The sequence below is a fragment of the Sporosarcina koreensis genome (assembly GCF_042655825.1).
GTDB classification, from domain to species: domain Bacteria; phylum Bacillota; class Bacilli; order Bacillales_A; family Planococcaceae; genus Sporosarcina; species Sporosarcina koreensis.
Map to the genome: position 1 here is coordinate 523886 of NZ_JBHSNP010000011.1, position 26636 is coordinate 550521.

Sequence of the window (26636 nt, forward strand, 5' to 3'; positions counted from 1 at the left end):
TATAAATGAACGTAGAATTACTTATGGGAATTGGAATGCTCGTACTCGTCCTTTATTTAAGCTCATTGAACTTTACAAACTGATACAAAAACCGTCCACGCCTTAAAAGGAATGGACGGTTTTTTCATTTTGATAAGTATCCAAAATGGAACTTCGTGTTTGGCCTTATTTTACGTTTCAAGCCGAACTGATCGAAGACTACGGAATCAAAACGCTCTTTCACAACAACGCGTCGACTGCTAACTCGATACGCCTCTTCCAACCATTCTGCTGTCAAGGATATATGCACACCCGCTTGACGCAGAGGTTTGAAGTTCGAAGATTCTTCGATGGGTGCGTGAAACATCGGGTCAATGTATACGACATCCCAGGAACAATCAGCCTGGTTCGCCAAGTACTTGATCGCTTCGGTTTGAAGTACTTCAATCCGCTGCATCGAAGTCGTCAACACTTCAGATGATGAGGGAAAGTTGCGAAGTCCTGTTTTTGTCAAGAATGCCACAGTCGGATCTGCTTCCAAGCCCGTACACTTTCCCTCGTCTCCAATTACATACGAAGCGATAATGCTATCTGACGCCAATCCCAGCGTACAGTCAAGGAACGTATCCCCTTGCTGTAATCCGCTCGCCTCGACGAGCGGATCGATTTCCCCTTTTACGATGCGCTTTAGGCGGAATGCTGCCGAATTAGGGTGAAAAAATAACGGCTGCTCCATTCCGTCCCGGAAAAGTTCGTAACGGTCTTTACCCGCAACAAGGACATCCGCTTCATACTCGCGCTGCATGCGTGTTACGGATCTCTTCTTTCTTTCAACAATCGGAAATCCGAGTTCCCGGCTAGCCATTTCAGCTAATTCGTAAGAGAGTTGATCCGGTCTTCCGGCTGTCGTGATGATCGTTTTACTGTGCACAAACTTGTCCAAGAACACCTGTCAAATGTTCCTTGATCTGTTCCATTTCATAATTCTCGATTTGTTCCCTTGGAATGAAGTAGGCTAGCGCCCCATCCTTCCATACTGCAATCGAAGGAGAGCTCGGAGGAACTTCAGGGAAATAGTTTCTCATAGCCTCAGTCGCCTCTTTATCTTGGCCTGCGAATACGGTCAATAGATGATTAGGCGCCTCCTCAGTCGCTTGAAGTGCCTCCCTTACTGCCGGGCGGGCAAGTCCTGCCGCACATCCACAAACTGAATTGATGACAATCAATGCAGATCCTTCAAGAGATTGCATTGTCTCCTCCACTTGCTCCGCTGTCGTCAACTCAGTAAATCCAGTTTGAACGAGTTCTTCCCTCATCGGTTTAACAATACCTTTCATGTACTCATCATATGCGTTCATAATTAATTCCCCTTTCGTCGTATCAATGCTACCGGTACTATTCTACATTGAATGCAAACCGGTTTCATGTTTTCATTTTTGGTTTACATAATAAAATTATGAGAAGGCCACTATTTTATTCAGGTGAATTGCTATGGACTTCAGTCATTTGCTTCCATATGGATCCTTTTGCTTCTTCCCCTTCAGTGATTCTTGCAATGGCCATTCTTACTTGCAGTTTCACTTCGAATTCAGGATCATTTTCAGCGTCATGCAAAGCCGGTAAAGCGTTCTCGGTTCCCGTTTCATATAGGAACATGGCAGCCCGCCATCTGACGAGTTTGTTCTTATCTTTCAATGCACCGATAGCAGCATTCTCGAATCCAGGAAAGCCTAAATCACTCATGCAATCCCCGGCCGTTCTGCGGACCGCCCAACTCTTATCTCTCAATGCTTTTTCGACATATGGAATAACAGACTCATCTTCGATCATCCCAAGATACACCGTTGCTAGCCGACGGATCGACATTTTTTCATCCTCCAGCGCAAGATCAAGCAAAGGAAGATCCGAGACATCCGGATCCGGCAACTGATCGATCATCTGGAACCTCTTTTCCCACTCCGTCACATTGAAATCGTCCACTGTGATTTTTCGTTTTCTCTCTTCTACATTGCTTTTACCTTGTTCCGACTGGCTAATAATTTCTTTCAATCGTCCCTCTGGATAAGCCGCTTCTACTTCCAGGGCAACCGTTTCTCCAATTTCCTGCTTATCTCCGTACCGGATTCCGTAATCGGCCCATTTCCGAAGAAGGATATAATTTTCCACTTCCGTACTATGCACTTTTTCCATAGCCTCACGAAAACGGTCGCTTAAACCGAAACGCAACTCGGAATCACTATCGAAAACCTTTACTTGAAGCGGGATATCCTTGTACGTTTGGACATGGACATACACTTCCCCGTAATGATCGTCCGGTGCCTTTTCTGTTTCCTTTTCCACGTCCACGGACTCTTCATTGAAAATACCTTGCACCTCTGCAAGTATGTCCTCCCATGCGATATTTCCAACGCGTTCAACCGCCAAGAAATCCATGACATGGTAAATTCCTTTCACGCCTTTGACTGCAAGGATTTCCGAGACAGGATAGGGTGCATTACCAGCGTCCTCTTTCTTATAATTATGGCTGACACCCAATGGCAGCTCCTTATCCACTATGATTTTCATAGAGTTTGGACTCGGTGTCGGTTCTATTGTGACGATCTTCATGTTGAAATCTCCTCCCATTATGATTCGGATAATTCCTGTAAATATGACCAACGTTCGATCAAACGCTCGTATTCAGCGTTTAATCCATCCAGTTTCGTTGTCAATTCTCTTAATCGGTCGTAATCCGATCCGAATTCCATCATTTCCGCTTCAGTCGATTCAATCTGAGCCTCGACTTCCTCCACGTCTTTTTCAATTGTTGACCATTCCTTTTTCTCAGAGTAGGTCATCCGTTTTCTTGTTACGGCTGGTTCCGGCAATTGTTGCTCAATAGTAGCTTTTTTAGGGGCGGCTTCATTCGTTTTTGCGGCTTCCAATTCTAGATATTCCGAATAAAGACCAAAAAGGACTTCAATATTTCCGGAGCCGTCCAACACCCAAAGCTTCGTAGATGTCCGATCAAGGAAAAAACGATCATGGGAGATTGTCATGACGACACCCGGAAACGAATCGATAAAGGACTCAAGTACTGACAACGTTTCAATATCAAGGTCGTTCGTAGGTTCATCGAGGAGCAGCACATTCGGCTGTTCCATAAGCAGTTTCAATAAATAAAGCCGCTTCCTCTCTCCGCCGGACAGTTTTCCAATCGGGGTCCCGTGAGACGAAGATGGAAACAGAAAACGTTCCAGCATTTGCGTGGCGGATATGCGTGTACCGCTGCTATCTTCAATATCATTGGATGTTTCCCTAATATATTCAATGATCCGCTTATTTTCGTCCATCATCGGCAGTTGCTGATGAAAATGCGCAATTTTTACGGTCGAACCCATTTCGATCGTGCCGCTGTCCGGTTCGATGTCTTTCGCGAACAGTTTCATTAAAGTGGATTTCCCTGCTCCGTTCGGTCCGACGATTGCGATACGATCACCTGACTGCAATAGGCAGCTGAAATGATCAATGACTTTCTTATCTCCATACGATTTGGAAATGTCATGTGTCTCGATGACTTTTTTGCCTAGACGTGATGTTTTCAAGGACACATCCATGTCACCAGCAGGTCCTTCTTTCTTCAGACTCTCTTCCAGCTCTTCAAAGCGTCCGATCCGAGCTTTCTGTTTCGTCGATCTCGCTTTCGCACCCCGCCTGATCCACTTCAGTTCCGTCCGGTACCGATTTCGCATCTTGGCGTCTGTCGCTTCCGCCATCTCCTCCCGGATCGCCTTCGATTCTAAGTAATCGGCAAAATTCCCGGTATGGGCATAGAGCCTTCGATCAGCCAATTCATAAATATGAGTGGATACCTCGTCAAGGAAATAGCGGTCATGTGTAATGAACATGACAGCCCCCTGCTCATTTTTCAAGTATTCCTGCAGCCAAGAGATCGATTGCACATCAAGGTGGTTCGTAGGCTCATCCAAAAGCAAAAGATCCGCCGGTTCGATGATCACTTTCGCCAAGGCTACACGTTTCTGCTGCCCTCCCGAAAGCTCGCCCATTTTTTTATCGAACGTATCAATCCCTAATTTTGTCAGCACCATCCTCGCTTTTGTGTTCAAATCCCATGCCGATCTTGCGTCCATTTCATTCTGCAAACGCGAGAACCGTTCTTGATTTTCCGATGAAGAAGAATCGGCAGTGAGAGCGGCTAGCGCATATTCGTATTCCAAGTTTAACTTGATGATAGGCGCTTCTGACATGAATACCGTTTCCATGACTGTTTTGTCGGGATCGAGTACAGGTGTTTGAGGCAAATAGGAAATACTGTATTTATTCGGATGCTCCTTATTGATTGAATCTGCATCCTCCATTCCGGCTATGATGGAAAGCAGCGTCGATTTGCCAGTTCCGTTTATTCCGATCAGGCCTACTTTGTCCCCATTTACAATCGTGAAGGAAATATCACGGAACAACGTTTTTTCTCCAACGCTTTTTGTTAAGTTTTCCACAATCAATTGGCTCATAACAACACATCCATTTCTACTAACTGCATATCTTCATGATAGCTCATATTCAATTGTTTTTGAACGTAGACGAACCGATTACATCGAATTGGTGATGGGAAATTGTTCGTAATCGGATTAACGTTAGTTCATTAAAGTATCGGCTCCTTCCCAATGGGCATGATAAAGATGTCCCGTGGAAAAATTCCTATCTAAAGATTTTGGTATAAATGTAATTTTAAAAATATAATAAATGTCTGAAAACACTTTATTATCACGGTAAAAACAAATTTAAAAGTAGCTATTTTTATTTTGACAATATAATTAATTTCTCTATATAATAATGAAATACTAAAAGGAGGCAACATTTCAATGTCACAAATAACGAAAGAGCAAATTGTTGAAAGCGTTCCCCAAAAAGGATTCTTCGGACATCCTAAAGGACTTTTCACGTTGTTTTTCACTGAATTTTGGGAGCGTTTTTCATATTATGGAATGAGGGCTATCCTTCTGTTCTATATGTATTATGAAGTGACCAAAGGCGGGCTCGGCATTAGTGAATCGACAGCGCTTTCCATCATGTCCATTTACGGCGCACTCGTCTATATGTCCGGCGTTATCGGGGGATGGCTTGCAGACCGTTTGTTCGGAACATCGAAGGCGGTGTTCTATGGCGGTATTTTGATCATGTTCGGTCATATTGTCCTTGCGATGCCTGGTGGAGCGACCGCACTTTTCATCTCAATGGGATTGATCGTTCTTGGAACAGGTCTATTGAAGCCGAACGTATCGAGCGTTGTCGGGGATTTGTATTCAAGCGATGATATTCGCCGTGATTCCGGCTTCAGTATTTTCTATATGGGCATTAACATGGGGGGCTTCCTCTCTCCTTTGATTGTAGGGGAGATCGGATTGAAATATAACTTCCATCTTGGATTCAGCATCGCTGCAGTCGGTATGTTTTTCGGACTTGTCATGTTCCTGGTTACAAAAAAGAAAAACCTAGGTCTTGCAGGCACTCAAATTGCCAATCCTATGAAACCTGAAGAACGCAAACGTTTCATGTTGATTACTTTGGCGGCTGTTGTTGTATTAGGTATACTTATTTTCATTTCAATTCCTAGAGGATGGCTCACCTTCGACTCATTCATCGGACTTGTAGGGATCCTCGGATTCTTAATTCCCTTCTCCTATTTCATCGTCATGTATCGAAGTAAAAAGACGACTTCGGATGAAAAATCAAGAATTCTTGCCTACATCCCATTGTTTTTGGCCGCAGTGATGTTTTGGTCGATTGCGGAACAAGGGTCAACGATTTTGGCGCTCTATGCAGACAAGCGGACAAACTTGGATGTTTTCGGATTCCATATCTCGCCTGCATGGTTCCAATCGTTAAACCCATTATTCATCATCGTTTTGGCACCGGTATTTGCCTGGCTTTGGATTAAAATGGGCAAACGCCAACCGACAATCCCACAAAAATTCTCGTTCGGAATTCTCTTTGCCGGGCTTTCGTTCATAGTCATTCTGTTACCGGCCTATTTCGGCGGAGCTGATACCCTCGTGAATCCGCTTTGGCTTGCCCTTAGTATATTCATTGCGGTATTAGGCGAACTTTGCCTTTCACCGGTTGGATTGTCCGCAACGACGAAGCTTGCGCCGGCGGCCTTCTCCGCGCAGACGATGAGCTTATGGTTCCTATCGAACGCTGCGGCTCAAGCATTGAATGCACAGCTTGTGAAGTTTTACTCCGCTGAAACTGAAATGATGTATTTTGGAATCATTGGCGGTGTGGCGATTGCGTTAAGTTTAATTTTATTCGCCCTCTCACCTTTCATTTCGAAGTTTATGAAGGGTGTCCATTAATTAGATAACATCTTTAGCAGCAATACTGTTCGCAGTATTGCTTTTTTATTTTCCGTAGATTGTTCTCCTCTTAAATTGAAAGTGATATGATAGAATAGATAGTAAATTAATTCATGGAAAAGGGGAAAAATTATGATTTTGGGATTGTCGATTATTTTAGTTTTAGTTTTATTCCTGCCCTTCACAATCCCGTTCGTCGAGCGCAATTTAGAAGTTTTCCTTTTCATTATGGGGATAGCAGCGGTCGTGGTCAGCGGAGTTTTGAACAAAGGATTGGTGCTGAAAGCTTTGGAAGACCCAATACATATAACAATTGCTGTCATCGTGGCGGGCCTTATCTTTAAATGGTTCCAGAAACCCTTTGAAAAAGGGATTAAAGGAATCAGCCGGATTCTTCCATACAGACTCTTTTTAGCACTGATCATCATTATCCTTGGCATCGTTTCGAGTATCATCACAGCAATCATCGCTGCACTCGTTTTAGTGGCGATTGTCAGTGTATTGGAGCTCGATCGCAAATCGGAAGTCCGGTTTGTCATCCTTGCCTGTTATTCGATTGGTATGGGTGCTGTGTTGACGCCGATCGGTGAACCACTTTCCACGATAGCAACAAGTAAATTGGATGAAAATTTCTTTTATCTTCTAAGGCTCATTGGACCTGATGTCATCCCTGGCGTCATCGCCTTCGGTATAATGGCTATCATACTGATCCATCCTACAAAAAAATCAAGAGGCTTAAAGGCGAATCAAGGGAAAGAATCATTGTTGGATATTGTAATCAGAGGGTTTAAAGTGTATCTCTTCGTAATGGCATTGACATTGTTGGGCGCAGGCTTTGAACCTTTCATTAAAAGATTCCTGCTTGACCTGAATCCATTCGTCCTCTATTGGATCAATATGATTTCCGCCGTGCTGGATAACGCTACGCTCGCCGCCGCCGAAATCAGCAGTGAAATGGACGAGCCTACAATAAAAGCAATTTTGCTAGGTCTTCTTATAAGTGGCGGGATGCTTATCCCTGGCAACATCCCGAATATTATCGCTGCAGGAAAGCTGAATATTAAAAGTGTCGAATGGGCACGATTCGGCGTGCCCATCGGTTTGATTGCCATGGTCATCTATTTCATCGTGATTGTCATATTTGGCTAAGAAAAATGGCCAGCCACTAGAAGTTCCTAGCGGCCGGCCATTTTCTTATTTCTTTTTTGTAAGTCTGCCTAGAAGGAAAGCACCCGCAGCTAGGCCGATCATCGTATTTGTTTTTTTCGTGAACACCTGTTTCACGACAAGGTTCATGTTTTGTGGTCTTTCAGCAAGTCGACGCATGAAATAGCCGTACCAATCTTGGCCAAACGGAACGTATGTGCAGAAGTTGTATCCTTCTTTCGCCAATTCCAATTGCATGTCCTTCCTAAAACCATATAACATTTGGAACTCGAACTTATCGTTCGGAATATGATTGTCTTTTACAAATTGCTTCACATGGTTAATGACATTATGGTCATGCGTTGCAATGGATGTGAATTTGCCATTCAGCAAGTGCCATTCGATCAATTTGATATAATTTTTATCGATTTCCTGTTTGTCCTGATAAGCATATTCAGCAGGTTCCTTATATGCCCCTTTAACGATTCTGAGTCGGTAGTCTTTATGCTTGTGCAAGTCCTCTTCTGCACGGAAAAAGTATGCTTGGATGACCGTTCCTATATTGTCGTACTTCGTCGATAGTTCGTCCAATAAATTAAACGAAGGTTGGAGACGGGCATGGTCTTCCATGTCAAAGTTGACAAAGAGGTCATATTTGTGTGCCGCGGCTACAATTTCTTCAATGTTTTCCTTGCAGAAGTCATAGTCGATGTCGAGGCCTAATTGGGATGGCTTCAATGAGATGTGTGCATCCACCCCGTTTTCATGGATGGCTTCAATGACCGCGAGAATTTGTTCTTTCGCAGCGATTGCTTCTTCTTTTTCATAGACGAACTCGCCTAAGTTGTCGACAGTACAAGAGATGCCATGTTTGTTCAGTTCTTTAATACTTTCAATCGTTTCAGCAATGTTAGTTCCTGCAACGACGTTTTGCGCGCCCATTTTCAAACCGTATTTTTTCGCAGCATTATTCAAAAATTGGTTTTGGGATAAGCCGATAAAGAAGTCTTTTAACATTTCCATTACTCCTCGGTAAAAAGATATTTTCATCATGCATTATATCATAGCATCCGCTATTCACAATCAAATTAAGCAATGAAAACATACAAGGTTAATTCACTTGAGATGATTATGATAATTTGAATCGACCGACAATCTTTTCAAGCTCGTTGGCCATCTCGTTTGTCTGCAAAGAACGTTGAGAAACTTCGTTAATTGAAGCAGTCGTCTGCTCCGTCGCCGCTGAAATATTATTTGTTTTATTCTCGATTTCTTGCATAGCATTCATCAAGTCTGTAATCAAACTGACGACAGAAGATGATTTCTCAGCCTCTTTACTCATTATTTCAGAAATCTGATTGATTTCCTGAACTGTATTTGAAACGGCTGTAGCAATATTGCTTAATGATTCTGATGTCTGTTGCGCTGTTCGGCTACCCGTCTCAACTACTTTTGTGCTTTCTGATGCGGAAGCTTCAACTTGACCGATGATTCCAGTAATGTCATTGACGATATTTTCGACTTGTTGCACTTCCCTATTCGATTGCTCAGCCAGCTTTCTAACCTCTTCTGCTACTACGGCAAATCCTCTTCCCTGTTCTCCCGCTTTTGCAGCTTCGATGGAAGCATTCAATGCCAATAAATTAGTTTGTGCAGCAATCCCTGCAATTGAATTCGTTATTTCTTGAATTTGACTTGTCGACTTGATGAGTTCTTGTATGATTGAACTCACTTCTGTTGAAGACTGTCTGATTTTATCCATGTCTTGGCTAATGTCATTAGCAAGCTGCTGACCATCTTGTGCAATCTGCATCGTCATTTGGGAATTGACAGCAACTTCATCTGCTCTCACTTTTGAGCTTTGCAGATCGTCTGCTAGTGAGCCAAGAATCGATGATGCATGTTCAGTATTATTAGTACCCTCTGTGACACTCATTGCAACATCGTTCATATTTTCCGCTACCATTTCAATGGCACCATTCATTTCCCCTAAAGTTGAAGCAGTCGTCGAAGCATTCATCATTAATTGATGCGATGTGTCTTTCATCGTTCCAATCATATTCCGCAAATTCATTGTCATCATGTTTAACGTATCGGCAAGATCTCCGACTTCGTCCCTAGAGTTCACATTCACATTGCCGACATCCAAATTGCCATCTGCGATTTCTTTCGCATGGGCAATCAATCTTGAAATTGGCTTCGTTTTACGGCGAAGAAGGACAATCGTAATAATTGCTGCAATCAACATCGGAATAATGCTGATCAGTATGCCATCACGTACAACCTCCCATGTGCGATCCGCCACGATGCTTGCATCAAAATCTATTACACTAATCGCGACGATTTCTTTTGATGGATCGTGGTCCTTAAATATAGGCGCATATCCAGACAACCTTTTTAGACCTTCGAATGTGTAAGGTTCTGAATAGGTGGGGTGTTTCATTTCCAATAGCATGGAAACTGCTTTTTTATCCAACGGAATTTGATCCCCGGCTTCAAGGCCTTTGGCAGCCAAATTATCATCAAGGGCAATAAGCTTGCCGTTTACATCAACAATATATTGTGTTTCAAAAATGTTCTTATGTTGAACAGTCCAATTTAATTCTTTGCCTACTTTTTCAATCGTTGCAACATCCCCTGCCAATGCTTTGTCAATATCATCGGGGCGAAGTAATCCAGTCGTTATGTTCGCACATCCGTAAGCTTCTATGCCTGCCGCGTCATAGAGCTTGTCGTACGCTGTCTTGTAAGTGGCGACAGAACTGATGGCAAGCATAGCGACGAGTATGCCGACGATGATTATGCCCAATTGGTAAGTTAGGCTGTTTCTTTTCTTCATTATTTTTCTTCCTTCCTGTGACTTATCGATCATGATGCGATAGAACTAACTAGCTAAATCATACATTATTTTCATAGATTTTCATATTCATTATTTAACTATCATCATTTATTAATAAATCAACCATAAAAAAAGTGAAGGAATTGGACAGGATTCCTTCACTTGTCTGTCTTAGGATATATGAATACTTTCATTATTTCACTCTTGAATATCCACCAAATTGCTTCTCCAGAAAAGAACCGAGAGAAAAGATGGCATCCTCATTGCCATTTTTGCTAATGATTTGTAGACCGATCGGCATACCCTCTTCATCCTTTCCGATCGGAACTGTTAATGCAGGCAGCCCCCATGTGTTTGCATATGAAGCAAAGGGCATGTATTTCAAGAACGTCTTTTTGATCGAAAAAATTTCCTTATAAACGATACCGTGTTCAGGAGCAGCCGTATGATAAACCGGCATGACGATCAAACGATTCTCCAAATACTTCTCCAAGAAATTATCCCCTTCATCCAAGCGGTTCGATAGTTCATCTATCCGTTTCGCAGACGGCTTGAATAATGAAGCTCCGATTAATGCCCATGAAAGATAACGATGGATTTCAGCGGATCCACTTGTCCTCTCCCTAAAATAAGCGGTAAGCGGATTCCCCTTCCCATTCCCGAATGCAATCTTCCGGGTTGACTCGCCTCCGTCAATCGACATGATTTCCTGCCAAAGAAGTGCAGATTCCTCGAAGTATGGCAGCGGTTCCCTTTCCGTCGAAAAAGTATCTTTCACGGAAAGGTATACATCATTCAATAACTTCACCGATTCAACAGAAAGCGGCAGTTCGGTCGTACGGAATACATTTATCGAAAAGCCAGTGAGATCTTGTTCTTCAATACTGTGATCCGCGATAATCGAATAGACAAGCTTCGCATCCCTTACTGTTTTTGCGATCGGTCCGATTCCAAGCATCCTTTGCTGCCAAACATCTTCTACGAACGGGAAACTTCCGACTTGTGACACTTGCCCCTTTCCTGATTTGAATCCGACAACACCATTGAAGTGGCTTGGAAACCGGATGGAGCCGCCTATATCCGAGCCAAGACCGACAGCTGCCCCTCCAATCGCGATTGCTGCTCCTTCCCCACCGCTAGACCCGCCTGCTGTCCGATCCAGATTCCATGGATTATTTGTCCTGCCGTACAATTTGTTATCCGTCTCCTGACAAAAACATAATTCCGGTGTATTTGTCTTGCCGATAATAATTGCCCCTTCGGCTTTCAACTTCTTTACAACTTCAGCGTCATTCTTTTGTACGATGCCTTTTCTGCCGAGCAATCCGCCAGTCGTTTGCATTCCAGCGACATCAAAAGATTCCTTCATGCTCATTGGTACACCGAACAATGCCCCTTTCGCGGTTCCTGTCGATAATGCAATATCTGCCTCCGCAGCTTGGTCCATTGCTGCAGCGAAACGTTCTTCCACAAGGAAATTCACCGAAGGATTTTTCTCCTTCATCCGATTAATAAATATAGAAGTGGCATTAGAAACAGATATCTCGCGATTTTGGATCATTTCCCTGATTTTCATAGCATCTGCACCCAAGACTAAATCAATATTCTCCAATTATATCCCCCATCTCCCATTCTCCCGAACTGAAGAACTATTCTATCTTTTTATTATAGAGAGAAATCCATTTTTAAACAAATGAATAAAGCCTCTCTCCTATTCGGAAAGAAGCTCTTAGGAATTACATAAGATTTATGATGATGACAATGAGTATTATCAGGAACGAGATGCCCAATGCAGCCCATTCACCCGGATCGGGCTTATCTGGTCTGCTATCCCATTTTTGCATAACATCCTCTCCTTTTCTTTGTATATCCCTCTAAAGATTTCCCGACTTCTAGAAACCCTAAACGGACTATTCAAAATTTGATGAATCCATTAGTTCGATTATGCTAAACTAGTAATTAGAAATGAGGTATTAAGATGTATGTATTTATTCTCAATCCGACTTCGGGAAAAGGGGCAGCGTTGAAGATTTGGGAGAAAATCGAATTGCTGCTTATCGCTAGGAAAGTGCCTTACGAAACACATATATGCATCTCCCCGGAAATGACACGGACGTATATGATGGAAAAAAGTGCATCACAACCGATTAAGGCATTCATCATCGTCGGCGGGGATGGAACAGTGAGCTCAGCTATACAACAATTAGCCGCTACGGACATCCCATTGGCTATACTTCCAGCAGGATCCGGAAATGATGTCGCTAGAAATTTCGGCTTGACAGTAGAACCTGATCAATTTGTGGATAAGTTGATTGCCGGCGAAACAATAAGGGTGGATTTATTATATGTGAACGGATTATACGGAATGACGGTAGCCGGGGTTGGAATGGATGCAGAAATCGGCGTAAGGGCTGATCGATCCTTTTATAAAAGATGGCTCAATAAATTCAACCGCGGTGCGGCAGCGTATACAATTGCAGCGATCATTGAATTGCTGATATTCAAGCCCTTTCAAGGGAAAATTCTCGTGGATGGAAGCCACTTCCCTCAGACGGATTTATGGCTGGTTGCATGCGGCAATTTGAAAATGTATGGGGGCGGCCTCACAATATGCCCATATGCAAATTATAGCGATGGACTGATAGACGTGACCATTTTACATAATGCAAAACGTTGGAAAGTCCTGACGAAACTTTTTCCAGCCCTTATGAAAGGAGAACCCGTTATTGCTAAAGAAGTCACCTATTTGAAAGGAAAGGAAGTTATCATCGAGGGAAATCGTAAATTGCCTTATGTCATTGATGGAGAAACTTTCAATTCCAATAGGATTCAACTTTCCATCCGGGCTAAAGCGTTAAAACTGGTTGATACATCTAATAATTGATTTTCTCATAAAGAAAACGCTTACATATTTATTAGAATAGTCCATTTAGGCGAATTCATTCAAATTCATAGTCAATTATGAACAATCTTATGTTCTTCTTCGGTCTTTCATGGTAATATAATAAAATATTCATTTAAGATACCGGAGGGAAAGAGCATATGACGAAAATGGCTAAAAGTGAGACAAATTTGGTACAAGTGGAAGATATCCTTATCGCCAATCAATTGCTCAAAGATGTTGTGAATCATACACCTTTGCAAAAAAATGAGAGGCTGTCCGAGCAATATGGCTGCAATGTCTATATTAAGCGGGAAGATTTACAATATGTTCGCTCCTTCAAATTACGCGGTGCCTATTATAAGATCAAGCGTATTGAAACAGAAGCACGCGAAAAAGGAATTGTCTGTGTCAGCGCCGGCAATCATGCGCAAGGTGTAGCCTATGCATGTGCCCACTTGAAGATTAGCGGCAAAATTTATATGCCACAAACAACGCCGAAACAGAAAGTCAACCAAGTGAAAATGTTCGGAAGGGATTTTGTAGAAATCATCCTTGTCGGCGATACATTTGATGACTCTTCCACCCACGCGGTGAATTGTGCGGAACAGGAAGATCGGATTTTCATACATCCATTTGATGATAAGGATATTATCGCAGGTCAAGGGACAGTTGCTGTAGAAGTGATGAATGATATCGAAGAACCGATTGATTTTGTTTTCGCAAGCATCGGTGGCGGAGGTCTAATGGCGGGAATCAGCACTTATATTAAAAACCTTTCCCCTATGACAAAGATGATTGGTGTCGAGCCTGAGGGAGCAAGCAGTATGAAAGCCGCCATCCAGAATGGCGCTGTCATGGCACTGGAAAATATCGATAAATTCGTCGATGGTGCCGCAGTTAAATGTGTCGGTGCCCAAACGTATGAGATTTGCCGGAAATATGCCGATGATATTATGAGTGTTCCGGAAGGGAAAGTTTGCACATCTATTTTGAATTTGTATAACGAGCATGCCATCATTGCCGAGCCGGCAGGTGCTTTGCCAATTGCCGCCCTTGATTTCTATAAAGACCAGATTAAAGGGAAATCCGTCGTTTGTATCATAAGCGGAGGGAATAATGATATCGGCCGCATGCAGGAAATCAAGGAAAAATCCCTTTTATATGAAGGGCTGCTCTATTATTTCATTATCAATTTCCCTCAACGCGCGGGAGCATTGAGGCAACTGCTTGACTCTGTGCTTGGACCGGACGATGACATAACAACTTTTGAATATACGAAGAAGCATAATAAGGAAAACGGACCTGGACTAGTAGGCATTGAATTGAAACGAAAAGAAGATTACCCCGGTTTATTACTCCGCATGGAACAAAATGGGTTCCCATTCACCGAAGTGAATAAAGATAGTACGTTATTTGAACTTCTTATTTAAATGGAAAAACCGCTTAACGGCAAACTGCGCCGTTAGCGGTTTTTAATTTTTCGGTGTTGTGGCTATGACCGTTGCTATCCGATCAATTGCAGGGAGCGCAGTCGCTTTCTGCCCTTGTGTGAGTACACTGAAAATTAACGTTTCCCCATTTTTCGTTTCAACATAGCCGGCCAATGAATTTACTTGGTTGAGACTTCCTGTCTTTGCAATGATTTTGCCTTTTACAGAAGAGCCCGTCAGTCTATTTCTCAATGTACCGCCAACAAAGCGTTCGTTCATTCCGGATATCGGCAAACCTTGCACGAAACTTCCATACCAAGGTGCATTTCGCGCAAGAAACAGCAACTCCGTCAATTGAGCGGATGTCACTTTGTTATTATGGGACATGCCGGAAGCATCTTCGAAATTCCATTCAGCTGGATCCAATCCGATGGATTGTCCAAAATCACGCATGACACGAAGTCCCGCATTCCAGCTGCCTTCCCCATAAACGTGTTTCCCCATCGTCTTCGCCAATATCTCAGCATGGGTATTATTGCTTAGTTTCATAAAAGGTCTCATCAGCTGTTTCAATGGCATCGATTGTCTTGATGTGAGGACAACGGCAGATTGCGGAGCTTGCCGTCTTGCCACCTTCGATGGTGTTGTAAATTTGATCCCTTTAGCGGCAAGTGATTTTTTGAAGACATCAAGCGTATAAGCGGTCGGATTAGAGACGGTCACCCATTCCTTTTTCCCCGCACTGCCTAAGGGTACATTTCCCGTAATGACAATATTATTCGTTCCTTGCTGGCGCTTAATGGACAATGTGTTCTTATAGCCCTTTGGAACAGTATTACTTTTATTGATGATGGTGACGATACCCGTGTCAGGCGTCATTGTCACTTTGGCTTTATACCCTTTCTTCGTCGGGCTTGCGTTGACGATGACCGTTCCGGCGTCATAATCTGCATTTGGGGATAGCGTCAATCCCGAAATTTGCGCGGCATAGTAAAACGTTTCATCACTTTTATCGATTCCTGGAGACAGACGAATTGAATCGAACCAGCTGTCATCTCCGACGAGATCGCCATTGATTTTCTTAACGCCGAGCTTTGTTAGAGTTGCTGCAAACTGATCAAGGTCATTCTTCATAAGAGTCGGATCCCCTTGACCCTGTAAATAAAGATTGCCGTTTAGCACTCCTTTTTCCAAGGAGCCGTCTGTGAGCAATTGAGTCGTGAATCGGTATTCCTCGCCTAACGTTTCCAACGCGGCTGCGGATGTAAGAATCTTTAATGTGGAAGCAGGCGTTACTTTCCGGTCAGCATTTGACTCGTAAATGACTTCCCCAGTTGAAGCGCTGCGTACTGTGACGCTGCTTATAATGGATTTCATCGAAGAATCCGTCATGATCGCATTAATATTTCTTTCCAGCTGATCGTATGGACTTGAAGCTTGGACGTCCGGTTGTCCCGGAGTAACTGTGAACACAGCAGCAAACGACATGACAACGGCCATGAAAAACATGGCAGCCCTTTTGAAAACCAAACCAATTCCCCCTTTTTTTACATGATGTCGTTTTCAGTCTACCATTTTATTCAAGTTAAATAAATAGAGTTTGATATAAAAAGTATTTTATTAATCAAATCTATTCAATTGAATAATATTCTATTATTGATAAACATTAATTATAATAGACAAAAAAAGACATCCAAAGTAAATGGATGCCTCTTTTGCTTATTATAAACCTACAGAAATGTATTTTACTTCAATATATTCATCCAATCCATGATGGCCGCCTTCCCTGCCAAGACCGCTTTGTTTAAATCCCCCAAACGGGGCTTGAGGGGTTGAAGGAAGTCCATCATTCAATCCGACAATCCCATATTCCAGTTTTTCGCTCATTCGGATGCCTCTTGATATATTTTCTGTAAATACATAGGCTGCCAATCCATAGATCGAATCATTCGCTCTTCTGAGGACCTCTTCTTCAGAAGAGAAGGTCGTAATCGGTGCCACAGGGCCAAATGTCTCTTCCTGCATGCATACCATATCATCCTTGACATCCAGTAATACGGTAGGTTCGAAAAACAGTCCATCCATCCCCGTGCCTCCAACAGCTATTTTTGCACCTTTTGAAAGCGCATCGTCAACATGAGACTGGACTTTTCGGATGGCATCTTCATCAATGAGCGGACCGATTGCAACTCCTTCATCCATTCCATTTCCGACTTTCAATTGCTTCACTCGTTCTACCAGCTTTGCCGCAAATTCTTCAGCGATTGATTCATGAACATAAATACGATTTGCACATACGCATGTTTGCCCGGCATTCCTGAACTTGGCAGCTACAACTCCATCCACCGCTTTATCGATATCACTGTCTTCCATGACGATTGCAGGGGCATGTCCTCCGAGTTCCAACGAGATTTTCTTCACTGTGTCAGCCGCGCCTCGCATGAGCAGCTTCCCGATTTCTGTGGAACCGGTGAATGTCAGCTTACGGACTCGTGTATCCTGCAGCCAAGCTTTGCCGATCGTACTCGCATCCCCTGTGACGACGTTAATGACACCAGGAGGAATTCCCGCTTCCATTGCCAACCGCACCAATCGGATTGCTGTTATCGGCGTTTGTTCGGCAGGTTTGATGACAACTGTACAGCCGGCAGCAAGTGCCGGACCAACTTTTCTAGTAATCATTGCCGCAGGGAAATTCCAAGGCGTTATGACAGCTGTTACACCTACGGGCTGTTTATGAACAAAAATCCGTTTTCCTGTATGACTTGCCGGAATCATTTCACCATATATGCGTTTCGCTTCTTCTGCATACCAAGAGATGAATCCATTCGCATATTTTATTTCGCCCCTTGCTTCTGCTAAAGGCTTCCCCTGCTCCTCCGTCATTGTCTGGGCCAGATCTTCCGTGTGCTTTTCAATCAGCTCATGCCATTTATCCAATAATGAACTCCGATCATATGCGGTAAGCCCGGACCATTCTTGAAATGCATCATATGCGGCATTCACAGCTAGGACAGCTTCGTTCGCACCTCCATAGGGCACGGTTGCAATCGTATTTCCCGTTGCGGGATTAATGACATCAATTGTCTTAAGGTCTTTGCCAACTTCTTTACCGTCGATAATCATCGAATAAGCAGTCATCTTTTAACCTCCCATTCATCTTTATCTAAATGTACCATTACTATTTCTTTAATTCCCGCCACATGAGTTGGTAGTAGAATAAACATTTTCGAAACTTGGCACACTATACGTTTATATCCAGTGTGCTAAACTATGTAATAAATAATCTTGAAAGGCGGAAAAGTGGATGAATACAACTAATTCTGTAAAACTTACATCTCTTACATCAAAAGGGGGCTGTGGCTGTAAAATCGGTCCCGCCGACCTATCACAGGTTCTTCAATCTCTCCCCCCTGCCCCCTTCGATTCCAATCTTCTCGTCGGCTTGGATACAAGTGACGATGCCGGAGTTTATAAGCTGACCGATGATATTGCTATCGTGCAAACGCTAGATTTTTTCACCCCTATTGTCGATAGTCCCTATGATTTCGGACAAATTGCTGCAACGAATGCAATTAGTGATGTATACGCAATGGGCGGGAAGCCGATAACTGCCCTTAATATCGTGGCATTTCCAATTTCAAAGTTGGACAAGACCATCCTTTCCGATATTTTGCGTGGGGCTGGTGACAAGTTGAGAGAGGCCGGTGTCACACTTGTCGGTGGACATTCCATTGACGATCAGGAACCTAAGTTCGGCTTGGCGGTGACAGGCACCGTCCATCCCGATAATATCCGTACAAATGCTGGTGCAAAAGCTGGTGACAAGCTGGTGTTGACGAAGCCGATCGGAGTAGGGATTTATACAACATCTTTAAAACAGGGCGCCCTTTCAAACGAGGAAATAATACAAGTGACCTCAATTATGACCACTTTGAATAAGACAGCGTCAGAAGTGATGGCCTCCTATGAAGTTCATGCCGCCACCGATGTCACTGGTTTCGGCTTGCTTGGCCATGCAACCGAAATGGCAAAGGCGAGTGATGTCGGAATCAGGATCCTTGCCAAGCAAGTTCCTATCCTTCCACGCACGAAAGAGCTTGCCGAGGAAGGTAGGATTCCAGGAGGCACTAAAAGCAACTATGCCCATGTTGCTGATGCGGTCACCTACTCCGAAAAACTTGATCAATTGGACCGGTATATTTTGTGTGATGCAGTGACTTCCGGTGGTCTTCTCATTGCAGTATCGGCTAATGAAGCGGAGCAACTAGTTGACGGGATGAATACAAAGGGCGTCAACGCAACCATCATTGGGGAAGTTACCGGCGAGCATCCAGGAAAGATCCATGTTGAATGACCCTAATATAGAAGGTGAAAACGATGATTCGAGATATCAGTCTACAAGACCTATTTTCAATAATGGAAAAAGAACCACATACAATGATTGATGTCCGATCTCCATCCGAGTTTAGCGAGGCGACAATTCCAGGCAGTATAAACATTCCTGTCTTTACCGATAAGGAACGGGCGGAAATCGGCATTCTTTACAAGCGGGTTAGCAAAGAAGCGGCTAATGAACGGGGACTGGAGATATTTTCGGCAAAACTTCCCGCTTTCATTCGACAATGTAAGATGATAGATACGCCTAAGACCGTCTTTTGCTGGCGTGGCGGCATGCGAAGTAAAACAGCTGCAACCGTCCTTGATTTAATGGGCATCCAAGCAAACCGGTTAAGCGGCGGAGTCCGGACATATCGCCAATGGGTTGTAATGGAGTTGAAAAAGGAAGAATTTGAACCGGAACTGATCGTGTTGAATGGATATACAGGCTCCGGCAAGACAATTCTTTTGAAACGGCTGGTGGATGAAGGCTTTCCTGTCATCAATCTGGAGCAGCTTGCGGGACATCGAGGTTCCATTTTTGGGCAAATCGGACTTGAACCGAATAACCAAAAAAAGTTCGATTCATTGCTAGTCCATGAACTGCATAAGTTTAAAGATGAACCATACGTCTTTATTGAAGGAGAAAGCAAGCGAATCGGCAAAGTGCTGATCCCCTCTTTCCTATTCAGCAAAAAGGAAAATGGAATTCATGTTTTTATCCATCTCCCGATGGAGCAACGGGTTAAAAACATCTTGGCTGATTATAATCCTTGGGAGGCCGGGGATAAGTTCATTGAAGCATTTAATTTAATTAAACGGAGAATCCATCTACCGATTGCAAAAGAGATAGAGGAAAAATTGGAAAAAGGGCAGTTTGAGGATTCAGTTTCATTATTGCTTGAGTATTACTACGATCCCCGCTATGAGTATTCAACAAAAAAACATCTACATGATAACGACTTCCTCATTTATGCTGATTCAGTAGATGATGCCTTTGAACAGTTATTGAAGTTGAACCAATCATTTGTGAAAATGAATCAAAATAAAAAGGCTGTCCATCGCTTTTTCAAGTGATGGGCAGCCTTTCTCCAATGTTCTTCAACACCTTTTCAATCAGCTTGGCTGGTGTCCATTCATTTCTTTAGTATCAGCAAAACCTTTAATGAAGAATCCATCTGTCTCGGACCATTCGCAATATAAGATTTCCTTGACATTATTATAACCTTCTTCGCCAATTCCTTCCCGCAACCATTGCTCCGATTTTCCGATTGCATGCAAGACTTCCGTTTTTAATGCGCCTTCATCTATGAGCAAAACACTCGGTTCCTCTTCTTTTTTATTAAGATCCAGATCATCTGCCACAACAGACTTATATCTCGCGAAGGGATTGATGGAGATTTGGCCGCCCGGTTCGATATACATATCACGGACTTCCCTTAAAGAAAAAATCCCTTGTTGACGAAGCATCGTTCGGATCTGCTCCATTTCCAATTGATTTTTCTTAAACGCTTTCCGATTGATCTTTCCATTTGAAATCAATTGATCCGGCTCACCTTTCAAGAGAATACGCAACGGATCGAATTTAGCGACGAGCTTTTCGATAGCAAATATTGCTGTCGCCCATACAACCATAGAAAATAGGAACATCCAAATGGAAATTTTATTATCATATAAGGTTTCTTCAAGAATACCGCCGAACATTATTAAATAGATGATGTCGTATGGCGTCATCTCGGCTAAATGCTTCTTGCCCAACAGTCGAATAACGACCATGAAAGTAATTAATCCGATAACGAGCTTCATTCCGTTTATTAAATAATCCATTCTCATACCTCCTCTTCTATAGTTAGATAAATACCCGTTAAGACCTTTTCAAATCTATTAAAAATATGGAAGATGTTTTAAAAAGGATTGATGGGGTATTTTCTAGAGTAGCAACCAAATAGAACAATAACATTATTCAGGAGGCGTTTTTGAATGGTACAACGACATGTGGTAGGTTATTATGACACTGAATCGGAAGCAGTGGCTGCAATTGAAGACTTGAAACGACAAGGGTACACATCGAATGACATTTCCATCATTAGTAAGGATAAAGATCATGTGGATTACATCGAAGAACAGACAGGGACGCACGCCGCCGATGGTGCGGCCACAGGTGCCGCAACGGGAGGCTTGCTCGGCGGACTTGGAGGAGTATTAGCTGGAATCGGAGCACTTGCGATCCCGGGCATCGGCCCAATCATTGCAGCCGGTCCAATCGTTGCAGGAATCACAGGAGCAGCGGCTGGGGCCGGTGTTGGAGGCCTTGCCGGCGCATTGATCGGCATGGGAATTCCGGAGGAAGAAGCACATCGTTATAATGAATATTTCGATCAAGGTAAGATTCTAGTGTTAGTAGATGGCGAATATCGGAATACACGGATGGACTATCCAGATCGCCCGCTTGTATAAATACTAAAAAGGCTGTTCCCTTCGAATGGGAGCAGCCTCTTTTTCAATTTAATAATATGGGGAAATCAGTATGTAAACGAGAACCCCTGTAAAGCTTACGTACAACCAGATCGGCATTGTCCACCGCACGATTTTACGATGACGCTCATGCTCCCTATTCCAAGCCCTCGCTACACTCGTCAATGCAAGCGGGACGATTGCCGCGGCTAGTAGGATATGGGTGATCAAGACGAAATAATAGATTCCGGCCAAAATACCATTACCTCCATATGGAGTGGATGGTGCTAAATAATGGTAAGCTACATACGAGATGAGGAATAAAGCAGTTGTACAGAATGCGGCATATATGAATTTCCGATGGACATCCACATTCCTTTTCTTAATGGCAATTAAGGCGGCAACTAAGAAAAGGAATGTAAAGCTATTGAAAATGGCATTCAGCAAAGGCAGGATCGTAACATCGAATGCATCGAAATCTTCCACTCCTTGCCTGCCTGACAACAGGCCAATCACTCCTATTAATACGATTGATAAAATGATAATGGCTGGCCGATAATTCCTTTTTTTAAACGGCTTTCCTTCAGTCGATTGAATCATTTAAACATCTCCTTAGACTCTACATTCCTTAAAGTAGTGTAACATATTTTCCGCTTCATTAACCCGACTTCACATTGTTGTCGAAATGAAAAAGCAGCCGGGGCAACTTTCCCGACTGCGTTGTGAAAAACGGGTATTCATTTGGATAATGTCCGAGATAAAAATGCTTTAGTCCTCTCCATTTGTGGATTGCTCAATAGGTCCACTGGACTTCCGGTTTCAACAATTTCCCCTTTATCCATGAAAATCGCTTTGTTTGCAACATCTTTTGCAAATTCCATTTCATGTGTGACAACGACCATTGTCATATCGTCTTCAGCAAGATCCTTCATGACACGAAGTACTTCCCCGGTCAACTCCGGGTCAAGAGCAGAAGTCGGTTCATCGAATAGAAGGATTTCAGGCTTTCTCATCAAAGCTCTGGCAATCGCCACCCTTTGTTTTTGACCACCGGAAAGTTTTGAGGGCAATACATCAGCCTTATCGGAAAGACCTACTTTCTCCAATAATTCCATGCTCAATTGCCGGGTTTGTGCGGAATCATTCTGCTTTAAAAGCTTTGGAGCGAGTTCGAGATTTTCGATGACAGTCAAATGAGGGAACAGATTGAAATGCTGAAAAACCATTCCCATATTGGAGGTGATCTGTTTCACTTGCTGGGGTTTAGAGTAGACTCCATCCTTCACGATATAGTTTCCGTTGACCGAGACACTTCCCCCATCCAATTCGTCAAGATGGACCAAGCTTCTGAGCATCGTACTTTTCCCTGATCCAGAAGGTCCAATGACGGCTATGCAATCGTTCTTATTCACTTCAAAACTGATCTGCTTGAGCACTTCAAGCGGACCGAATGATTTTTTTATATTTTTCACTTCAAGAATCGGCATTCCTTTTCACTCCTCAATTTCCAACAATGAATTTAATCAAACCGCAGACGCCTTTCCAGCCATTTGAAGAACATAGTCAAACATAACGTAATGAGTAGATAGATGACGCCTGCCAGTAAGAATGGCGTTATTGTAAAATCACGATTTACTGCTGTTTGTGCGAAATGCAATAATTCGGGTACTGCCACCGCATAAAGCAAAGCAGTATCTTTCACCAACGTAACCGACTCATTCGCAACGGCGGGCAATGCGATTCGGAACATCTGAGGCAACACCACTTTTCGCATCGTCTGCCATCTGTTCAATCCGAGCACTTGCGCGGCTTCGTACTGTCCTTTATCGATCGCAAGCAGTCCTCCGCGGAAAATTTCCGCGAAATAAGCGGCATAATTCAGTATGAACCCTAAACAAGCAGCAACAAATCGGTCCAGGACTAAATATTCCCCGATGACCGGAATGAGCGGCAAACCGAAAACGATGAAAAGGAGCTGCAATAAGAGCGGTGTTCCCCTCATCAAATAAATATATGCATTCGCCAAGTAAGCTAACGGTTTGATGGAACTTCTAGCAATCAATGTAAGCAGGAAGCCAAGCGGGATGGATACGATGATGGCAATAAGGAATAGTAGAACTGTCGCTTGAGCACCTTGCAGCATCGGTTTTAATATGGAAATAAAATAGTCGATAGACATATATGATGACTCCTTTTAAAAAGCAAATCAGGTTTTCTCATCGAAAACCCGATCTGTTCAATTCATTATTTAAGTACTTTATCTTCGCCGAACCATTTCGTGGAAATTTCGGCTGCTGTGCCGTCTTCATTCATTTTATCCAGGGCATCTTGAAGCTTGTTAAGCAATTCATCGTTGCCCTTCTTCACGCCAACACCATATTCCTCAGGAGCTAAAGACTCATCCAACACTTTAAAGGCGCCTTCATCTTTGGACATGTAATAATCAATGACTACTTCGTCAATGACAACTGCATCCACACGACCTGATTTCAAATCTGATAGTGCCAGAACATTATCCGCATACTCGGAAACGGATTTGATTTCCGATTGTATCGGGTTGGCGTTCAATGCGTCAGCCGCTGAGGATAAAGCTTGCAAACCGACCTTCTTCCCCGACAGGTCTTTCAGTTGGGCGATATCGGAATTCGTTAAGGTAGCGACGACTTGAGCGTTTTTCAAGTAAGGCTTTGTAAAAAGCACTTTGCCTTTTCGTTCATCCGTGATTGTATACCCATTCCAAATCAAATCAATGCGTCCACTGCTCAATTCTGTTTCTTTAGTTTTCCAATCGATCGGCTGGAACTTCACTTCCATTCCCATATGTTCAGCTGCAGCCTTTGCATATTCTATATCGAATCCAGTAAGTTCGTTATTTTCATCCCGGAAACCCATTGGAGCGAATTTATCATCTACACCGATGACAAGAACGTCTTTTCCACCTGATTTCCCATTTGATTTTGAATTTCCGCATCCGGTTACGACTAACAATGCGGCTATTGAAATGATAATTAATGTCATATACTTTTTCATAACTCTCTCTCCTTTTCATATTCTTGCTTTAACACTTTAGTCTGTTAACGTATTGATAATATATCATGCTTTCTCTATAAAGAAAACCCCTTTAGTAATTTGCGGAATTTTCGTATTCAATCAACAGTTGTTAGTATATGAATGAATAACGTTTTAATTCTGCCCAAAGAGGCAATTGAACAGTATAGAACAACGTAAAAAATAATAAAGGAGGATGTGACGCATGGAAAAAGATTTTACTGATGACAAGAACCGGAGAGAAAAAGAAGAGCCTGAGTTCAAAAACGATTATGTAGAAAACAGTATGCGGAATGAATCGAGTCAACACCAGCAGCCTCCTGCCGGAATTAATGAAAGTTATGAGTCGGATAAGGAGCCCAATGGAATTGATCCGGAAACCATTTTTGAAAAAGGCTACACTTTTCAGGAGACACCAGAGGAGATCCGTTCACAAAGAATGAATCGTTTTGGTAAAGAACCAAATAGCATTAATCCGGAAAATAAATGATCATAACAAAAAAGGCTGCACGGAAATCAGTTTACACTGATGTTCCGGGCAGCCTCTGTTATTACGTCCCAGGAGGACTTCTATTATCTCTTACAAACGTTGATTTGACAGCATTCCCTCCTGCCGATGTTTCAGCGACAAATTCAAATTCCAAATCATCTTTGTTAATAAATACATTTGTCTTAGAGGGAAAACCAGTTACTTTAGAAACAATATCCATTTCAACAAGGTTAAAGCCTACATTGTATGCTTCCTCAATATCCAACCCGCCAGTACTCAATCCGTTAGAATGCAGTGCCGTTAATCATGTCAACTCGTATACTTTCACCGGTCTTCCCCTTGAATAATGGGATTCTTCCCCTACGCATACGGCTAAATCCACTTTGCACAAATCGGAAACGATTCGCTGGGCATTCCGCTCACTCATGTTCAAGTGAATCGCCAAATCCTTCGTTGTGAAACGGGTCCAATCCATTTTCCGAATGAGCGACTCAATTCGTTTAAATGTCTTGACACTTATTTTTCCTTCTTGTAGTTTCTTTACGAATTCATGATTGTCCGTACGGTAGGAATAAATGAGCTCCTCATCCTTCCCCGCTGCATCGATCATCGTGCCATCCTCTTGAATAATGACAATTTCCTGTTTCCCTTTATCCTTCGACTCCCGAATTGCACGGTTTGCATGAACTTCTGCCGTTAAAACGGTTTGGCCAAAACCTATTCCGACTGCAATCTTCGAGTTCGCTTCAAGCGAAAGATGATTCACTTTCTCCTTGACTGTCCTGATTTCTCGCTCCACTGCTCCTCTTGTGCTAAAGATTACATATCGTCCATTTCCTAGTTCAATTAGTGAGCCATCCAATGTTTCACATAGCTGGATAAGTGTTTTCTTTAAATGCAGCTCCAAATATTCCAATTGGTAGGATTCCTTCATTTTTTCCTTAATGGCATCATATTCCACGATTTCAATCATTTTGACACTGATTTGTGTGTCTTTGTAGTATGATGTCTTAATCTTTTCGAAGAACATCCGGATGGTCTGGTAGATTTCATTGCGCGACGGCGACAGCCAATATGCCGGTACACCTGCTTTCCGCAAGCTTTCATAGACAGTCGGATAGCATGTTAGCGCCACTTCAATTTCATTCCGTTTCCATAAGCCGTAATGAAAATCCAATAGTTCCTCCGCCTCAATATCCACATCGAATTTTTTAATAAATGCCTTCCCCAGCTCCTTTTCCAACTGGGTAAATTCCTCATCAAAATGAAATGACGAAACCATATCTACGCTAATCCGTTCCGGAATTTTACCAATATCATTGGAAAGCTTCAAGATTCCCTTATAAATACTCAGTTCGCTTGAATCGATAAACACAAACGTTTCATTCATCCCTGTCGCATCGACTGCAATTTTATACGGGATATAGCCTGAAAACAGCCAAAAATCGACCGGAATGTCCGGTTTCACTACGAAGTCTTTTACTTCGTTCGTTTTCGAATAAATATACGGAACGAACTCTAATTCCTTTTCAATCTCTCTCGCCATTGTAAGAATCCTGTCGACCGATTGTTTCGGACCAACAACCGCTACTTTGTACATGACATTACCCACTTTCTCAGCTCGATAAGC

Annotated in this window: 24 protein-coding genes; 8 read left to right on the forward strand and 16 right to left on the reverse strand. The window is 42.9% G+C overall.

Translation table 11 applies throughout. The annotated features are described in order from the left end of the window. Positions 1–124 precede the first annotated feature (124 nt). The 4 genes from ACFPTP_RS09240 to ACFPTP_RS09255 form a co-directional block, all read right to left on the reverse strand. Positions 125–922, reverse strand: coding sequence for a class I SAM-dependent methyltransferase (locus tag ACFPTP_RS09240; RefSeq protein WP_381443826.1), 798 nt, complete (start codon positions 920–922; stop codon positions 125–127). Further along, a complete protein-coding gene (locus ACFPTP_RS09245; RefSeq protein ID WP_381443828.1) occupies positions 900–1337 on the reverse strand; it encodes a BrxA/BrxB family bacilliredoxin in 438 nt (145 codons plus the stop codon). The genes ACFPTP_RS09240 and ACFPTP_RS09245 overlap by 23 nt, the downstream gene beginning before the upstream one ends. Positions 1338–1452: 115 nt before the next feature. Then, entirely contained in the window at positions 1453–2586 is a 1134-nt protein-coding gene (locus ACFPTP_RS09250) for a conserved virulence factor C family protein (protein ID WP_381443831.1), read from the reverse strand. Positions 2587–2603: 17 nt separating this feature from the next. Further along, positions 2604–4490, reverse strand: coding sequence for an ABC-F family ATP-binding cassette domain-containing protein (locus tag ACFPTP_RS09255; RefSeq protein ID WP_381443834.1), 1887 nt, complete (start codon positions 4488–4490; stop codon positions 2604–2606). Between the two features lie 351 nt (positions 4491–4841). On the opposite strand from ACFPTP_RS09255, the gene ACFPTP_RS09260 reads away from it, so the two are divergent. Next, positions 4842–6335: a peptide MFS transporter gene (locus ACFPTP_RS09260; protein ID WP_381443836.1), complete on the forward strand. Its 1494-nt coding sequence runs from the start codon at positions 4842–4844 to the stop codon at positions 6333–6335. Between the two features lie 132 nt (positions 6336–6467). Further along, on the forward strand, positions 6468–7484 hold the full coding sequence (locus tag ACFPTP_RS09265; RefSeq protein ID WP_381443839.1) for a DUF1646 family protein: 1017 nt from the start codon (positions 6468–6470) through the stop codon (positions 7482–7484). Positions 7485–7529: 45 nt separating this feature from the next. Here ACFPTP_RS09265 and ACFPTP_RS09270 read toward each other — a convergent pair whose 3' ends face one another. The 3 genes from ACFPTP_RS09270 to ACFPTP_RS09280 form a co-directional block, all read right to left on the reverse strand. Further along, positions 7530–8498 (reverse strand): proline dehydrogenase family protein, encoded by a 969-nt coding sequence (locus ACFPTP_RS09270; RefSeq protein ID WP_381443842.1) that lies wholly within the window; start codon positions 8496–8498, stop codon positions 7530–7532. Between the two features lie 112 nt (positions 8499–8610). Next, positions 8611–10320: a methyl-accepting chemotaxis protein gene (locus tag ACFPTP_RS09275; protein WP_381443844.1), complete on the reverse strand. Its 1710-nt coding sequence runs from the start codon at positions 10318–10320 to the stop codon at positions 8611–8613. A 193-nt stretch (positions 10321–10513) separates the two neighbouring features. Next, the gene (locus ACFPTP_RS09280) at positions 10514–11932 is read right to left on the reverse strand and encodes an amidase (RefSeq protein ID WP_381443846.1); all 1419 of its coding nucleotides are present in this window, start codon (positions 11930–11932) and stop codon (positions 10514–10516) included. Positions 11933–12298: 366 nt separating this feature from the next. Between ACFPTP_RS09280 and ACFPTP_RS09285 the strand changes: the two genes are divergently transcribed. Both ACFPTP_RS09285 and ilvA read left to right on the forward strand, forming a co-directional pair. Beyond that, positions 12299–13204: a diacylglycerol/lipid kinase family protein gene (locus tag ACFPTP_RS09285; protein ID WP_381443849.1), complete on the forward strand. Its 906-nt coding sequence runs from the start codon at positions 12299–12301 to the stop codon at positions 13202–13204. 167 nt (positions 13205–13371) lie between these two features. After that, on the forward strand, positions 13372–14634 hold the full coding sequence (gene ilvA / locus ACFPTP_RS09290) for a threonine ammonia-lyase IlvA (RefSeq protein WP_381444234.1): 1263 nt from the start codon (positions 13372–13374) through the stop codon (positions 14632–14634). A 42-nt stretch (positions 14635–14676) separates the two neighbouring features. Here the strand turns inward: ilvA and dacB are convergent, their stop codons facing one another. Beyond that, positions 14677–16164, reverse strand: coding sequence for a D-alanyl-D-alanine carboxypeptidase/D-alanyl-D-alanine endopeptidase (dacB, locus tag ACFPTP_RS09295; RefSeq protein WP_381443851.1), 1488 nt, complete (start codon positions 16162–16164; stop codon positions 14677–14679). 192 nt (positions 16165–16356) lie between these two features. Beyond that, on the reverse strand, positions 16357–17775 hold the full coding sequence (locus ACFPTP_RS09300; protein ID WP_381443854.1) for an NAD-dependent succinate-semialdehyde dehydrogenase: 1419 nt from the start codon (positions 17773–17775) through the stop codon (positions 16357–16359). 166 nt (positions 17776–17941) lie between these two features. On the opposite strand from ACFPTP_RS09300, the gene selD reads away from it, so the two are divergent. Continuing rightward, positions 17942–18991: a selenide, water dikinase SelD gene (gene selD, locus ACFPTP_RS09305; protein ID WP_381443856.1), complete on the forward strand. Its 1050-nt coding sequence runs from the start codon at positions 17942–17944 to the stop codon at positions 18989–18991. Between the two features lie 23 nt (positions 18992–19014). After that, on the forward strand, positions 19015–20091 hold the full coding sequence (mnmH, locus tag ACFPTP_RS09310) for a tRNA 2-selenouridine(34) synthase MnmH (protein ID WP_381443859.1): 1077 nt from the start codon (positions 19015–19017) through the stop codon (positions 20089–20091). Positions 20092–20130: 39 nt separating this feature from the next. Here mnmH and ACFPTP_RS09315 read toward each other — a convergent pair whose 3' ends face one another. Beyond that, on the reverse strand, positions 20131–20841 hold the full coding sequence (locus tag ACFPTP_RS09315) for a DUF421 domain-containing protein (RefSeq protein WP_381443862.1): 711 nt from the start codon (positions 20839–20841) through the stop codon (positions 20131–20133). Between the two features lie 153 nt (positions 20842–20994). Between ACFPTP_RS09315 and ACFPTP_RS09320 the strand changes: the two genes are divergently transcribed. Next, positions 20995–21471, forward strand: a complete 477-nt coding sequence (locus ACFPTP_RS09320) for a general stress protein (RefSeq protein ID WP_381443865.1) — start codon at positions 20995–20997, stop codon at positions 21469–21471. Between the two features lie 48 nt (positions 21472–21519). On the opposite strand, the gene ACFPTP_RS09325 is transcribed toward ACFPTP_RS09320, so the two are convergent. The 4 genes from ACFPTP_RS09325 to ACFPTP_RS09340 all read right to left on the reverse strand — a co-directional run bounded on the left by ACFPTP_RS09325 (position 21520) and on the right by ACFPTP_RS09340 (position 24498). After that, a complete protein-coding gene (locus tag ACFPTP_RS09325; RefSeq protein ID WP_381443868.1) occupies positions 21520–22068 on the reverse strand; it encodes a DUF420 domain-containing protein in 549 nt (182 codons plus the stop codon). A gap of 137 nt (positions 22069–22205) precedes the next feature. After that, positions 22206–22955, reverse strand: coding sequence for an amino acid ABC transporter ATP-binding protein (locus tag ACFPTP_RS09330; protein ID WP_381443871.1), 750 nt, complete (start codon positions 22953–22955; stop codon positions 22206–22208). Between the two features lie 32 nt (positions 22956–22987). After that, entirely contained in the window at positions 22988–23647 is a 660-nt protein-coding gene (locus tag ACFPTP_RS09335; protein ID WP_381443874.1) for an amino acid ABC transporter permease, read from the reverse strand. Between the two features lie 65 nt (positions 23648–23712). After that, complete coding sequence (locus ACFPTP_RS09340) at positions 23713–24498, reverse strand: amino acid ABC transporter substrate-binding protein (RefSeq protein ID WP_381443878.1); 786 nt, start codon at positions 24496–24498, stop codon at positions 23713–23715. Between the two features lie 223 nt (positions 24499–24721). Here ACFPTP_RS09340 and ACFPTP_RS09345 point away from each other — a divergent pair, with 223 nt between their 5' ends. Further along, positions 24722–25006 (forward strand): hypothetical protein, encoded by a 285-nt coding sequence (locus ACFPTP_RS09345; protein ID WP_381443881.1) that lies wholly within the window; start codon positions 24722–24724, stop codon positions 25004–25006. A gap of 61 nt (positions 25007–25067) precedes the next feature. On the opposite strand, the gene ACFPTP_RS09350 is transcribed toward ACFPTP_RS09345, so the two are convergent. Both ACFPTP_RS09350 and ACFPTP_RS09355 read right to left on the reverse strand, forming a co-directional pair. Then, positions 25068–25271 (reverse strand): hypothetical protein, encoded by a 204-nt coding sequence (locus ACFPTP_RS09350; RefSeq protein WP_381443883.1) that lies wholly within the window; start codon positions 25269–25271, stop codon positions 25068–25070. A gap of 39 nt (positions 25272–25310) precedes the next feature. Further along, the gene (locus ACFPTP_RS09355; protein ID WP_381443885.1) at positions 25311–26606 is read right to left on the reverse strand and encodes a hypothetical protein; all 1296 of its coding nucleotides are present in this window, start codon (positions 26604–26606) and stop codon (positions 25311–25313) included. Positions 26607–26636 lie beyond the last annotated feature (30 nt).

Coding starts and splice junctions, on each gene's coding strand:
- ACFPTP_RS09245 (WP_381443828.1), bottom strand. CDS start 1,337: ATGAACGCATATGATGAGTACATGAAAGGTATTGTTAAACCGATGAGG.
- ACFPTP_RS09340 (WP_381443878.1), bottom strand. CDS start 24,498: ATGAAAAAGTATATGACATTAATTATCATTTCAATAGCCGCATTGTTA.
- ACFPTP_RS09345 (WP_381443881.1), top strand. CDS start 24,722: ATGGAAAAAGATTTTACTGATGACAAGAACCGGAGAGAAAAAGAAGAG.
- ACFPTP_RS09260 (WP_381443836.1), top strand. CDS start 4,842: ATGTCACAAATAACGAAAGAGCAAATTGTTGAAAGCGTTCCCCAAAAA.
- ACFPTP_RS09265 (WP_381443839.1), top strand. CDS start 6,468: ATGATTTTGGGATTGTCGATTATTTTAGTTTTAGTTTTATTCCTGCCC.
- ACFPTP_RS09325 (WP_381443868.1), bottom strand. CDS start 22,068: ATGATTCAATCGACTGAAGGAAAGCCGTTTAAAAAAAGGAATTATCGG.
- ACFPTP_RS09250 (WP_381443831.1), bottom strand. CDS start 2,586: ATGAAGATCGTCACAATAGAACCGACACCGAGTCCAAACTCTATGAAA.
- selD (WP_381443856.1), top strand. CDS start 17,942: ATGAATACAACTAATTCTGTAAAACTTACATCTCTTACATCAAAAGGG.
- ACFPTP_RS09300 (WP_381443854.1), bottom strand. CDS start 17,775: ATGACTGCTTATTCGATGATTATCGACGGTAAAGAAGTTGGCAAAGAC.
- mnmH (WP_381443859.1), top strand. CDS start 19,015: ATGATTCGAGATATCAGTCTACAAGACCTATTTTCAATAATGGAAAAA.
- ACFPTP_RS09330 (WP_381443871.1), bottom strand. CDS start 22,955: ATGCCGATTCTTGAAGTGAAAAATATAAAAAAATCATTCGGTCCGCTT.
- ACFPTP_RS09270 (WP_381443842.1), bottom strand. CDS start 8,498: ATGTTAAAAGACTTCTTTATCGGCTTATCCCAAAACCAATTTTTGAAT.
- ACFPTP_RS09335 (WP_381443874.1), bottom strand. CDS start 23,647: ATGTCTATCGACTATTTTATTTCCATATTAAAACCGATGCTGCAAGGT.
- ACFPTP_RS09355 (WP_381443885.1), bottom strand. CDS start 26,606: ATGTACAAAGTAGCGGTTGTTGGTCCGAAACAATCGGTCGACAGGATT.
- ACFPTP_RS09285 (WP_381443849.1), top strand. CDS start 12,299: ATGTATGTATTTATTCTCAATCCGACTTCGGGAAAAGGGGCAGCGTTG.
- ACFPTP_RS09320 (WP_381443865.1), top strand. CDS start 20,995: ATGGTACAACGACATGTGGTAGGTTATTATGACACTGAATCGGAAGCA.
- ACFPTP_RS09255 (WP_381443834.1), bottom strand. CDS start 4,490: ATGAGCCAATTGATTGTGGAAAACTTAACAAAAAGCGTTGGAGAAAAA.
- ACFPTP_RS09315 (WP_381443862.1), bottom strand. CDS start 20,841: ATGGATTATTTAATAAACGGAATGAAGCTCGTTATCGGATTAATTACT.
- ACFPTP_RS09275 (WP_381443844.1), bottom strand. CDS start 10,320: ATGAAGAAAAGAAACAGCCTAACTTACCAATTGGGCATAATCATCGTC.
- ilvA (WP_381444234.1), top strand. CDS start 13,372: ATGGCTAAAAGTGAGACAAATTTGGTACAAGTGGAAGATATCCTTATC.